The organism is Segatella sp., from assembly GCF_977051555.1.
Map to the genome: position 1 here is coordinate 1 of NZ_CDRSSE010000065.1, position 13,696 is coordinate 13,696.

Genomic DNA, 13,696 nt, shown 5'->3' on the forward strand with positions numbered 1-13,696 from the left:
CCACCTTATCTATAGAGATAGGATTCTTGCGGAAACCGAAGAAGTCGCGGATGAAGATAGGCTCCTGCTTATCGTCAACGAGATGTGTATATTTCTTGAAGAGATCGTAATCGCCCTTGCGGGTTGCAAGCTGCAGGGTAGCGATGGTCTCTGGGTTCCAAGCGTGCTTGATACCGTCCTTGCGGTAGTGGAACTGTCCGAGACTTGGCAGGAAGTCGAGCTTCTTGGTCTCGAATGCCTTGTCGTGCAGGCGGATAGCATCACGGGCGATGGTCTCGAGTCCGATACCGCCGATGGTGCTCACCTCTGTTCCGAAGTAACTCTTCAGGAGGCTCTCGCTCAAACCGATGCTCTCGAAGATCTTGGCACCACGATAGCTTCGGATGGTAGAGATACCCATCTTAGCCATAATCTTGAACAAGCCCTTCTTCACAGCCTTGATATAGTTCTGCTCGGCTGTATGGTAATCCTCCTGGACCTTCCCCTTCTTGACCAGGTCGTCGAGGATGGCGTATGTCAGGTATGGACAGAGGGCTGAAGCACCGTAACCCAACAACAGGGCTGCATGCATTACCTCACGAATCTCACCGCTCTCAACGATGAGGGCTGTCTGCACACGCTTGCCGGCATCAATCAGATAATGATGTACGGCGCTCACGGCGAGCAATGATGGGATTGCCGCATGGGTCTCATCCACGCCACGGTCGCTCAGGATGATGTAGTTGTAACCATCATCCACGCTCTGGGCAGCCTGCTTACAGAGTTCATCCAAAGCCTCATGCAGTCCTTCTTCACCCTTGGCGGTTTCGAAGAGCATGGGGAGTTTTACTGTATTGAAGCCCTTGTAGCGGATATTCTGAAGGATATCCAACTGAGTATTCGTCAAGATAGGATGTGGCAGACGAACCATCTTGCAGTTACTTTCGTCCGGGTTCAGAATGCCGGAACCTACTCTACCGATATACTCGGTAAGACTCATCACAAGGTTCTCACGGATAGAGTCGATGGCAGGGTTGGTAACCTGAGCAAACTGCTGACGGAAGTAGTTGAAGAAAATCTGTGGCTGGTCTGAGAGCACGGCAAGTGGTGTATCATTACCCATAGATGCAGTAGGCTCCTGACCCTTGGTAGCCATTGGAATGATGGTACCATCGATATCTTCCTCGCCAAAACCGAACTCCAATTCCTTGCGAGTGAGGTTTTCCACACTGTTTTCCACCTTACGGCCGCTGCGGAGCTTTTCCAGTTCAATACGGTTGGTGTTCAACCACTGACGGTAAGGATGAGCCTCAGCCAGGCGCTCCTTGATTTCGCCATCATAGTAGATCTTGCCTTCCTGGGTATCGATGAGGAGAATCTTACCAGGCTGCAGACGGCCCTTCTCGGCAATCTCGGTCGGGTCGAAATCCATCACACCTACCTCAGATGCGACTACCATCATATCGTTCTTGGTGATGGTGTAGCGGGCAGGACGCAGACCATTTCTATCGAGCATACCACCGGCATAACGGCCATCGCTGAAGAGCAGGGCGGCAGGACCATCCCATGGCTCCATCAGGATAGAGTGGTACTCATAGAAAGCTTTCAGATCCTCAGAGATAGGGTTCTTGTCGTTGAAGCTCTCAGGAACCATGACAGCCATGGCATGAGGCAATGACAGACCACTCATCACGAAGAACTCGAATACATTGTCGAGACTGGCAGAGTCACTCATATCAGGCTGAACGATAGGAGAGATCTCACGGATATCGCCCAGAGCCTCACTGCTCAACACACTCTCGCGAGCCTTCATCCAGGCACGGTTACCACGGATGGTGTTGATCTCACCATTGTGGGCAAGGAGACGGAATGGCTGAGCCAGACTCCATGTTGGGAAGGTGTTGGTAGAGAAGCGGGAGTGAACCAGAGCCAAACCGCTTGTAAAATAATTATTCGTCAAATCAGGATAGTACTGACGCAGTTGGAGGCTGCTCAACATACCCTTATATACGATGTTCGAATTAGACAACGAACAGATATAGAAATCAGGATCACAGACACGTTTCTCGATACGCTTGCGGATGAGATAGAGGATGCGCTCGAAGACAGGCACCTTATCATCTGTAACACCTGTAATGAACACCTGTTTGATGGCAGGTTCATTGCTCAATGCAGCCTCACCCAGACAATTAGGGTTAGTAGGCACATTGCGGAGATGCATCAGCTGCAATCCCTCGCGTTCAATTTCCTCAATCATGATAGAGAGAATATCCTGCTGTTTCTTCTCATCCTTAGGTAAGAAGACGAGACCCGTACCATATTTTCCCTTTTCCGGTACAGGGATACCCTGAAGAAGAATAAACTCATGTGGAATCTGGAGCATGATACCGGCACCATCACCCGTCTTGTTATCGGCACCCTCTGCACCACGATGACGCATGTTCTCGAGTACCTTCAAGGCGTTATCGACCAGCTCATGACTCTTGTTACCGTGGATATTCACCACCATACCTACGCCACACGCATCGTGCTCATAGGCTGAACTGTACAATCCTTTTTCCATTTCTTGTTCGTTTTATATCGGTTATTTCTAACTATTTTATCATTGATATGCTTGCTCGTAAAAGCTATGTTATTTATACGCCTGCTCATGAACTCCTGCTACGGCTCTACCGCTAGGATCGTTCTGATTCTTGAAAGAGGCATCCCAGGCAAGGGCTTCGGCTGTAGAGCAGGCTACGCTAGGTACGCTAGGTACACTCTTGGCAGCGCTGTCGCTTGGGAAGTGCTCGGCGAAGATTGAGCGATAATAGTACTCCTCCTTGTTCTGTGGAGGATTGATAGGGAATCGCTCGGCAGCATGCGCCATCTGCTCATCGCTGACGGCTGATGCGGTAATCTGCTTCAGAGTATCAATCCATGAATAGCCCACTCCATCAGAGAACTGCTCCTTCTGTCGCCATGCTACTTCTTCCGGAAGCAGATCGGCGAAAGCCTCACGTACCACCTTCTTCTCGATGGTCTTATCCGGACACATCTTCAATACCGGGTTCATACCCATCGCTACATCCAGGAACTCCTTGTCGAGGAAAGGCACACGGCCCTCAATACCCCATGCCGCCAGACTCTTGTTGGCTCTCAGGCAATCGTAGAGGTAGAGTTTACCGAGCTTACGGACGGTTTCCTCGTGGAAAGCCTTGGCATCCGGCGCCTTGTGGAAGTAGAGATAACCTCCGAATACCTCGTCGGCTCCCTCGCCCGAAAGCACCATCTTGATACCCATGCTTCGGATGACTCTCGCCAGGAGATACATTGGGGTAGATGCACGCACGGTGGTAACATCGTAGGTCTCGATGAAGTAGATGACATCCCGGATGGCATCCAGACCTTCCTGGATGGTGTAGTTGATTTCGTGATGCACGGTACCGATGTGATCGGCTACCAATCGTGCCTTTGCCAAATCAGGCGCACCCTTCAAACCAACGGCGAAGGAGTGAAGTCGAGGCCAGTAAGCCTTGGTTTCACCACCGTTCTCTACACGGGTAGAAGAGAATTTCTCGGCTACGGCAGAGATGACGGAAGAATCGAGACCACCGCTGAGAAGAACACCATAAGGAACATCACTCATCAACTGACGTTTGACAGAAGCCTCCAAAGCATCATGAATCTCTTTCACTGCCGCTTTCTCCTGAGGTTCAGCATCCTTCAGCTGTTCTTCAGCCTTCTTGGCATCATCAATCTGATATTTTTTCTGCATGGCAGCATACTCAAACCAATCGCGTGAATAGTAACGCTTCATGCCAGGGTTCTTGCTATAATAATAATGACCTGGGAGGAATGGCTCATAGTGGTCGCACTGACCTTCCAAAGCTTTCAACTCACTTGCCACCAGCACTTTTCCATCTTTATCATAACCGATATAAAGAGGAATGACTCCGATCGGGTCTCGAGCGATGAGGAACTCATCACGTTCGGCATCGTAAAGAGCAAAGGCAAAGATACCGTTCAGTTCTTCGAGCATCTTGGTGATACGGGCATGCAAAGCATCTTCACCTTTATATATTAAGGTAGCGAAATCTGCATCTTCCCGCATCTCACGATAGAGAGAAAGAATCACCTCACAGTCGGAACCAGTCTGATACTGGTATTTTCCAGCAAAACGGGCACGGATGTCCTGATGATTATAAATCTCACCGTTTACGGCAAGCACCTGTTTTTTGTCTGGTGCAAACAAAGGTTGGCGACCACTTTCAGGGTCTACAATACTCAGACGCTCATGTGCCAGGATAGCAGAACCACCACAGTAGATTCCGCTCCAGTCTGGTCCGCGATGACGAATCTTCTGGCTCATACGAAGCGCTTGCTGTCGCAATTCAGGAGTCTGCTCCTGAATATTGAAGATAGATACGATTCCACACATAAATCTTTTCCTTTCTTTTACGGTTATTTTTAACTATTATTCTCTCTTATTCACCTTGGCATGTCCCAACGATTCTTTTAGGATCAAACCAAGCAAAAACAAAGCTTAAAATTACTTTTTGCTATGTTTCGTGTGCAAAATTACAACTTTTTGTTAGAATAAAGAAAAGAATAGTAGCATTTTGTCTTTACTTTATCACAACAATAACACATCAACACATATTAACAAGAAATTTATGATAAATTGAAAAGAAAAATACATATTTTGATTACAATCTGTAAAATACAACCGATTTTAAGATAAATAAAGCGTTTCTAGAGCACATTTTACATCATATACAACTTTCTACCCCCCACACCCACACCATACAAAGAAATGCCGATAGCTCTTTGGTGGAACTATCGGCATTTAAAATAAAAAAATAAAAACTTAAACCTACCAACGTAAGATTATATCGTAAAACCTAAGAGCCTGTTATGGCTGCAAGGTAAAACCTACTACCAGATAAGCTTTCTCGCTACTAGGGTTGGCTGCTACCTGAGCAAAGACTGGAACGCTGAAGGAATCAGTAATCTTGATATCCTTGGTTGCCTTTACAGAAACATTGGTAACAGCAAAACCGCCAACGCCATTCTCATGTCCATAATAGAAAGATGTGGCAAAAGGCACAGCACCAATCGTAGCAGTCCAATCGCAACCACCCAACTTGAACGGAGCGGATGCCTCAACATATGAAGAATAAGCACGGTCACCATCCTTGTCCAGACCATCTGCTCCTGCAAAGTTGGTATACCAGTTCAAGGCTACAGGACCGAAGTCGTAACCAATATTGGCTTCAAAAACATGTGCTGTCTTATGAGAATCATACTCGAAGTAACGACCATCACCAGAATTAAACCAGTAGTCGGTAATTCCAATGGTAAAGCCACCTGTTGAATAGGCAGCAGTCAAGTCGAATTCCTTGGTGTCATCCCATTTGGAAAGACCTACGCTACCCCAACCTGTCAATGAGAAACCTTTATAGCCAATACCCAGTGTTGGCTGGAGAGATACGTTACCAAGATCCTGGCCACGCCAGATATATTGGTTTACAACATCTGCAGCGATTGTTGTTTCCACCTCATCCTGAGCAGAAGCAGCAGGAGCAAAAGCAACCAAACCAAGTGCAAAGGCACCCATTTTCTTTATATCAAAAATCTTCTTCATATTCTCTTATTTTAATGTGATACATCTTTGTTTTTAAAAGTTTCGGCTGCAAAGGTACTGCAAACCAGAAACAACACAAAACAAAACGTAATTTATTTCTATTGTCAAGATGCAGCGTACCTTACAAAAGGTACAATAAAAACCTTGCTCGCCAAAACTTCTTTTGAAAAATCTCTCCCGCTATATGAAAGTATCTTTAGTTGTAGCAACTCTCACCATGCTCGTAGATATCGAGACCTTCTTCCTCAATTCTCTTGTCAACACGGAGACCACAAATCTTCTTGATACCCCAGAAGAGGATGATACCTGTCACAGCTGCCCAAAGGTCGATACAGAGGATACCGAAGCACTGAGCACCGAAGAATCCGAAACCGCCACCATAGAAAGCACCACCATCGAGGGCGAAGAGACCGGTCATCAAGGTACCGAAGATACCACAAACACCATGTACTGAACTTGCACCTACAGGGTCATCAATATGAAGTTTTGTATCAATGAACTCGATAGAGAATACCAAGATGATACCTGCCAAGAGACCGATGATGGCTGAGCCCAATGGACTAACCAAATCGCAACCGGCAGTAATGGCTACCAAACCAGCCAGGATACCATTCAATGTCAATGAGAATGATGGCTTACCATACTTGATCCAAGATGTGAACATGGTACCCAAACCACCGCAGACTGCAGCCAAGTTGGTTGTCAGGAATACGTGACTGATAGCAACACGGTTTACCTCACCAGAAGCAGCGAGCTGAGAACCAGGGTTGAAACCGAACCAACCGAACCAGAGGATGAATACACCGAGGGCAGCAGCCATCAGGTTGTGACCTGGGATAGCAGTACTCTTGCCGTTGCGATACTTACCCAAACGAGGACCTAAGCAGATGGCACCAACCAAAGAAAGTACACCACCTACACTATGTACAATGGCAGAACCTGCGAAATCATGGAAAGCTGCACCGAAGGTGTTCATCATGAATGAACCTGCCTCGCTGTTGCAAAGCCAGCCACCACCCCATGTCCAGTGACCTTCTACAGGGTAGATAATCAACGAAATGAAGAATGAATAAACACAGTACATGGAGAACTTGGTACGTTCTGCCATGGCACCTGATACGATGGTAGCACTAGTAGCGCAGAATACTGTCTCAAACATCAGGAAGCCTTCTGTAGGAAGACCGGCTGCATTTGTATAGAAAGACAAATCGCCAAAGTTAGGCATACCGATGAATCCGGCACCATCACTACCAAACATAAATCCGAAACCAACGAACCAGAAAAGAACGGAACCGATCATGAAGTCGACAAAGTTCTTAAACAAGATGTTCGCTGTATTTTTACTACGGGTAAAGCCCGCCTCGCAGAGGGCAAATCCCGGCTGCATGAAAAAGACCAACATGGCTGCCAAGAGCATCCATACGGTATCTACTGAAATTCCTAAATCCTGTACACTCATAATCTTTACCTTTTAAGAAGGAATGTTAAATGTTAAGTGTTAAATGTTAAGTTAGCATACGTCCACTTAGCACTCGATACTCTCACCTAACTCCCAAACATTCCGATTTTACTATTAATTCATCCAATTCTGTTAACATTTAACATTAAACACTTAACATTAAATATTATTTTTCCTGCTCCGCATTATAAAGTGCGATGTCGCCTCTTTCACCTGTACGGATTCTCACGGTATCCTCTACAGGAATTACAAAGATTCGACCATCACCAATCTCGCCTGTACGGGCAGCCTCCTGGATGGCATTAATCGTTTTCTCGACGTTCTTGTCGCGCACGACAACGTTCAGTAACACTCGCTCAATACTACTGGTATCATACATGACACCACGATAGATTCGAGCCTGTCTCATCTTGCCCTCTCCTCTTACATCGTAGTAAGAGAACCACTCGATGTCGGCGGCAAGCAATGCTTCCTTTACATCCTCAAACTTAGTCTTACGGATGATTGCTTCAATCTTTTTCATGTTAATCTCTCCTATTAATTAATTTACATTTTGTTTATTTTCTGGTGCAAAGGTACGACATTTTGCTTAATTACCGACAATATTACTTACTTTTTGATGTTAGATTTTTCGTTTAGTTATTATTTTGCATTACACCTTTAAAAATATCAAGCAAAATGAAAGCAAATTACACGTTATTCGTTTCATTTTGAAACAAACAATAAAAAAACGCTTGAAAGGCCCAAAAGACCCCTCAAGCGGCAAACCTAAAAACAAACTCTCAACCCTAAAACTAGGGTTACTTTATTATTTAAACTTAATCTTATACCCGTATTTCCGCATATATCTGAGTTTTATAACGGAAATTTTATTTTGCCTTTATTTTGAATGTAAATTCACGATCAGCATAATGGAGACGATACTTCTCCATAGGCTTGGTCATCCAACTGTCGATGCAGCCCAAAGGATACTGGCATTTCTGGATATGCAACTGCACGAGTCCCTTATCCACCAAATCACCACTGTGTTGTCCCCATGCATGCGTTTTCTCGATACCAGAATCCAAATCCTCTACCAGATAAGGGATAGCACTGCACTCCATAGGTTCATAACCCTCAAAGGTAATACCCTTGCCGGTGGTTGGATTGAAGATAGAGAAATAGCGGATATCGGTATGGTTACCACTCTCCTGCGGACGGATATATGGATAATATTCATCCTTCACGTCAGACTCGTACTTGCCGATAAAAGCAGAAGAATGACGATCTACGTAGTTCTCTTCAGGACCTCTACCATAATACTCGAGCTTAGAGAAAGTAGCAGGCATCTGCAACTGCAGACCGAATCTGAACAGATCGGCAACCTGAACCTCCTTGTCGGTAGTCATCTTCTGGGTAACATTCACCTCGCCCGCAGCACTGATGTCATAGCGGAGCATCAGCTGAGCTTTCACATCAGGCATATCGAAGAGAGCTGTCAGCACCACATTGTCCTTACTCACATTTTTGTCGAAAGACTTCAGAGTCATCTGCGGGTTCTTCCATACTCTCATCTCCTTCTGCAGAGATGCTCCATAGTCATTATCGGTAGGAGCACGCCAGAATTCCGGAGTCATACTCTCACGGAACTTCAACATCGGTTCACCATCTACATCGAGATAATCTATCATACCCGTCTTCTTGCCTATGGTAACAGACATTCTCTGTGCGCTGACCTTCACATAAGAGTTGGTTTCCTCCACCTCCATACTGCTTGTCTGCTGCACCTTACCCTTCTTGGTTGGCGCAGCAGCAACAGCAGGAACCGCCGGTTTGGCAAACTGATAATCGCTGATGATAAACTGCTGGCGAGCCATCACCTGGCCCTTGTCTACCAGCGGCTGTGTGCCATTGCTTGCAAAAGCAAAGTTAAGAACAATCTCCTCCTTTGCATGCTTCGATTCAGCCTCAGCCACCGCATACTTCAGTTCATCACTCTTGATCAGTTTGGTAGCCTGAGGAGCAATACCCTTTGTTTCAGGAATCTCAACTGTAGCCAGTTTCACACCATTGGCATAAACCGTAGCGGTCAGGTTCAAGTCATCGATATTCTTGAAGAAGTTCTCGTTGTAAACCTTGAAAGCACCATTCACAGCATCCAGGTCCTTGATCCATACATTCTGATGATAGTACTGAATCTCGTAAGCATGAGGATTCAGACGGCGGTCTGGAGCAATGATACCATTACAGTTGAAGTTATAGTCACTTGCCGGATAGCGGCCGTAATCTCCACCATAAGTAAAGATTTCCTTACCGGTGACAGGACTCTTGTCACGAATGCCCTGATCTACGAAGTCCCAGATATAGCCACCCTGATACTTAGGATACTTACGGATGAGGTCCCAATATTCCTTAAAACCGCCTTCCGAATTACCCATGGCATGAGCATATTCGCACTGGATGTATGGCTTTACGCCATCACTCTTGCAATATTTCTCACTCTCCTCGTAGTCGATATACATCGGACAGTGGATATCGGTCTTGCTGTCATAACCGCCACGCTCATACTGAACAGGACGCGTCTTGTCTAGCGCTTTCACCCAGTCATAGGTCTTTTCGAAGTTGATGCCGTAACCACACTCATTACCCAAACTCCATACGATGATAGAAGGGTGATTGATAAAACTTTTCACATTACCTTCATTGCGTTCGATGTGAGTCTGGAGATACTCAGGGAACTTAGCGAGTGATTTCTCCCCATATCCCATACCATGAGATTCGAGGTTAGCCTCAGCTGTAAGATACAGTCCGTATTCATCACAGAGTTCATACCAGCGAGGATCGTCAGGATAATGGCAGGTACGAACCGCATTGATGTTCAACTGTTTCATGATTCTGATATCCTGAATCATGCGCTCTACACTTACCACATATCCACCATCCGGATCTATCTCATGCCTGTTGACACCCTTAATCAGTACAGGCTTGCCGTTCACCAGCAACTGGGCGTTCTTGATTTCCACATTGCGAAAGCCCACCTTCTGCGGAATCACCTCCGCTACCCCCTGCTTATTCTTCAGAGAGATGTATACCTTATATAAATAAGGTGTCTCAGCAGTCCAAGCCTTCACCTTCGGTACTTTGATTACACCCTGAGCTCCGGTAGCCGATGCTATTTGCTTGCCATCCTTATCGCACAAGGCAACAGTCACATCAGTCTTGCCGCCCTTCAGCGCTATCTGATAGTTCAGGATACCATCCCGATAATTATTCATCAAACCGGCATCAAGACGGATATCGGCAGCATGAAGTTTCGGACGTGCATAGAGATAAACCTCACGGGCTATACCAGTAAAGCGCCAGAAGTCCTGATCCTCGAAATAAGAACCGTCGCACCAGCGCATCACCTGCATAGCTATCAGGTTCTTGCCCGGCTTCAGATACTTGGAGATATTAAACTCGGCAGCCACCTTGCTGTCTTCACTATATCCCACATACTTGCCGTTCACCCAAAGGGTCAGGTTGCTGGTAGCCGAACCTACATGGAAATAGACATCCTTGCCCTTCCAGTCCTTAGGAAGTTCGAAGGTACGACGATAAGAACCCGTATAGTTGTTGAGTTCGCTGATATAAGGAGGATTCGGATCAAACTGGGTAGCCCAGGCATAACCGACATTCTTATAAGTAGCATCTCCATAACCGTTCAGTTCGAACAGCCCCGGTACAGGGAAATCCTTCCACTCCGAATCGTCATAGTTGGCTGCAAAGAAGTTGGCAGGACGCTTGTTATGATCCTTCACGAAGTTAAACTTCCACATGCCTTCCATCGAAAGATAGTTGGCCGACTTCTTCTTGTCAAAACTCTGTGCTTTGTCAAGGGTCTCGTATGCGAAGAAAGCAGCACGGCGAGGTTCGCGGTTCTGCTGGTTGATATCCACATTATGCCAGCGCGACTCGTTCTGAGCCGCCACGCCATTGCCGACAGACAGCAAGGCGAGGCAAAGCGATACATTTGCTATATTTCTGATGCTCATATCTGTTTATTATTTTCTGAAAAACATAGAGTTATCTACTGGTGTAAACTTCTGTTCGCTGTCCTTGCGCATTTCAATGCCGAGACTGCTCCACCATGAAGGCCAGCCGCCAACGATATTGCCGAGGAAAACCACCTTGAAAGGATGCAATCCCTTAGCCAATGCTACAGAAGTATCATGATTGGTACCAGCCTTCACATCCCCCTCGTTGCTGATCATGAGTTTGTTATCAATCCAAACCTGCTCCAGACGGGAAGAGAGATAATAGACACCATCCTCCGGAATATTGATGTAGCCCTCAGCGATGGCAGCATAATTATTGGCACCGCGCAAGGTAGCAGCATCATCCTTCTGCTGAATCTTCATCTGCTCCAAGCCCTCGATGTTTGCACACTCCCAGGCAGCATCAGCCCATTCCAGCTGGTCAACCTTCAGATAGTTGCCCTTAATGCGCTTCATCTGCAACCCAGGTTTTGCGCCCTCCACCTTAACAGCAGGAGCATAAGTCTGCTTCTCAACATCAACGGTTCTGATACGGCTCATCTTGCCTGAAGGCAATATGGTTGCTATCTTGATGATGGTGTTTCCACTCACCCTGATAGGCTCTGCATAAGCCGCAGAAGAAGGAGTTGGTGTACTTCCATCCAATGTATAAACCATCTTCATAGGACGCGAGGTGGTAAAGGTTACCGCAGTATCCCCAGTAATAACTACCTTATCGCAAGACCCGAAAGGCTGCTCAGGCAATGGGATATGATAACGGATATGACGCTCGTCCAGACGAACACAGTTTGCATCCAGTCGGCGGCAGAAATCCTTGAAGTTTTTCCTGTTCACTGGCGACCATGCAATCTCAGAGAGAGCAATGGCACGAGGATACATCATATACTCCATCTTGGCATTGGAATACATATATTCCGACCAGTTGTTACACTGAACGCCCAAGATATGATGAGCCAGTCCCAACGCCTTGATGGTATCAGGTACCGGATTATAATTATAGGTAGAAGCCAGATATCTAGGAGGACTAGGAATGGTTACAGGCTCCACCTTGCTGTCGCCCTGATACCAGTCGAGATACATACCTTCGCTGCCCGGCGTCATGATGACATCATGCTTCTGCATGGCAGCCTCGATACCTCCTTCCGTTCCACGCCATGACATCACGGTAGCATTCTCACTCAATCCGCCTTCCAGAATCTCGTCCCATCCGATAATCTTTCTGCCACGCTTCTCCAGCATTTTCTCTATGCGCTTGATAACGTAGCTCTGCAGTCTTTCCTCAGCCGAATGCTTTCCTTCTGCCTGCAAGCCCTCAGTCTGAATACGCTTCTGACAGGCAGGGCAGTTTTTCCAACTGGTCTTCGGACACTCGTCGCCACCGATATGGAAGTATTTACCTGGGAAGAGAGGAACAATCTCACTAAAGATGTCATCCAGGAAGCGGAACATATCTTCCTTGCCCGGACACATCACGATATCCTCTACACCCCAAACTGTTCTCACCGACCACTGCTCACCTTTGCATGAAAGATAAGGATAAGCAGAGATAGCTGCCATCATGTGACCAGGAAGGTCGATTTCCGGAATCACGGTAATATAGCGCTTGGCAGCATAATCCACTATTTCCTTAATCTGCTCCTGGGTATAGAAACCGCCATAAAGAGAGCCATCGCCCTCGGTACGGATACTGCCCACAGAAGTAAGTTTAGGATATTTCTTGATTTCGATACGCCAGCCCTGGTCTTCCGTCAGATGGAAGTGCATGGTGTTCACCTTGAACATAGACATCAGGTCCAGTTGCTTCTTCACATTCTCGACAGAAATGAAATGGCGGCATGGATCAAGATGGAATCCACGGTAGCCGAAGCGTGGAGCATCCTGGATATCACAGCATTGTGCTACCCATTTCACCCCATCCACCCGGGTTGCGCTCTCTATCTGGGCAGGGAGTAACTGCATGAAACTCTGCATACCGTAGAAGGCGCCCTTGGCGGTCTTCGCCTTGATAACAACCCCCTTGGCGGTTACGGTAAGGCGATAACCTTCCTCGGCAATTTCCAGCGAAGGAGAAATCTGTATAGAGATATTCCCCTTCTTTCCACCTACCGTTACCTCATAACCTGTAGAAGCCTTCAGTTTGTCTGCCATGTACTGGGCGATATTTCTGCCTTCAGCCGTCTGGTAAGCGATTACCACCTTCTGTGGCAATACGAACTCACCTTTCTGTACCTGAGTCTTCACCGGTATCGGGATAATATTAATATCGGCAGCAGATGCCGGAGTGGAGATACCACCCAGCATCGCTGCACAGGCTACAAACGAGCCTAATAAACGATTGAACTTTGCCATGATTTAATATATTAATAAGTTATTACAATGGCTTGTACTCCACGAAAGCCTCCATGGCCTCATAGCATGCCAGACCCAACTGGTCGTAGAGCGATGCAGTAGCACGGTTACGGTCTTCGGCTCTCTGCCAGAACAGGCGCTCATCATTACCCAAGAAAGGAGCACTCTCCATCTGCGACTGATGCTTGAGAATAGAGTTACGCTTTGCCCGCAACTCCTCAGGGCTCAATGGAACACACATTTCGATATTCTCAATCTCCCATTCTG

At 46.7% G+C, this 13,696-nt stretch carries 7 protein-coding genes and 1 pseudogene; all 8 read right to left on the reverse strand.

The window, feature by feature from the left end; all coding sequences use genetic code 11:
• Positions 1 to 2,542 (reverse strand): glutamate synthase central domain-containing protein (locus ACWJAO_RS12430; RefSeq protein WP_449140483.1); only part of this gene is annotated, 2,542 nt, incomplete at its 3' end.
• Positions 2,543 to 2,611: 69 nt separating this feature from the next.
• Complete coding sequence (gene asnB / locus ACWJAO_RS12435; protein WP_449140484.1) at positions 2,612 to 4,399, reverse strand: asparagine synthase B; 1,788 nt, start codon at positions 4,397 to 4,399, stop codon at positions 2,612 to 2,614.
• A 474-nt stretch (positions 4,400 to 4,873) separates the two neighbouring features.
• Positions 4,874 to 5,605 carry a hypothetical protein gene (locus ACWJAO_RS12440; RefSeq protein ID WP_449140485.1) on the reverse strand — a complete coding sequence of 244 codons (732 nt, stop codon included), beginning with the start codon at positions 5,603 to 5,605 and terminating at the stop codon, positions 4,874 to 4,876.
• 196 nt (positions 5,606 to 5,801) lie between these two features.
• On the reverse strand, positions 5,802 to 7,064 hold the full coding sequence (locus tag ACWJAO_RS12445; RefSeq protein ID WP_449140486.1) for an ammonium transporter: 1,263 nt from the start codon (positions 7,062 to 7,064) through the stop codon (positions 5,802 to 5,804).
• A 166-nt stretch (positions 7,065 to 7,230) separates the two neighbouring features.
• Positions 7,231 to 7,587 carry a P-II family nitrogen regulator gene (locus ACWJAO_RS12450; RefSeq protein WP_006848366.1) on the reverse strand — a complete coding sequence of 119 codons (357 nt, stop codon included), beginning with the start codon at positions 7,585 to 7,587 and terminating at the stop codon, positions 7,231 to 7,233.
• Between the two features lie 346 nt (positions 7,588 to 7,933).
• Positions 7,934 to 11,077, reverse strand: coding sequence for a glycoside hydrolase family 2 TIM barrel-domain containing protein (locus ACWJAO_RS12455; protein WP_449140487.1), 3,144 nt, complete (start codon positions 11,075 to 11,077; stop codon positions 7,934 to 7,936).
• Between the two features lie 9 nt (positions 11,078 to 11,086).
• Positions 11,087 to 13,429, reverse strand: a complete 2,343-nt coding sequence (locus ACWJAO_RS12460; protein WP_449140488.1) for a family 20 glycosylhydrolase — start codon at positions 13,427 to 13,429, stop codon at positions 11,087 to 11,089.
• Positions 13,430 to 13,451: 22 nt separating this feature from the next.
• Positions 13,452 to 13,696: pseudogene (locus ACWJAO_RS12465) on the reverse strand (glucosamine-6-phosphate deaminase); the annotation flags it as partial.

Bases quoted from the DNA above. Each gene is read 5' to 3' on its own strand.
- asnB (WP_449140484.1), bottom strand. From the start codon at position 4,399: ATGTGTGGAATCGTATCTATCTTCAATATTCAGGAGCAGACTCCTGAA.
- ACWJAO_RS12440 (WP_449140485.1), bottom strand. From the start codon at position 5,605: ATGAAGAAGATTTTTGATATAAAGAAAATGGGTGCCTTTGCACTTGGT.
- ACWJAO_RS12445 (WP_449140486.1), bottom strand. From the start codon at position 7,064: ATGAGTGTACAGGATTTAGGAATTTCAGTAGATACCGTATGGATGCTC.
- ACWJAO_RS12450 (WP_006848366.1), bottom strand. From the start codon at position 7,587: ATGAAAAAGATTGAAGCAATCATCCGTAAGACTAAGTTTGAGGATGTA.
- ACWJAO_RS12455 (WP_449140487.1), bottom strand. From the start codon at position 11,077: ATGAGCATCAGAAATATAGCAAATGTATCGCTTTGCCTCGCCTTGCTG.
- ACWJAO_RS12460 (WP_449140488.1), bottom strand. From the start codon at position 13,429: ATGGCAAAGTTCAATCGTTTATTAGGCTCGTTTGTAGCCTGTGCAGCG.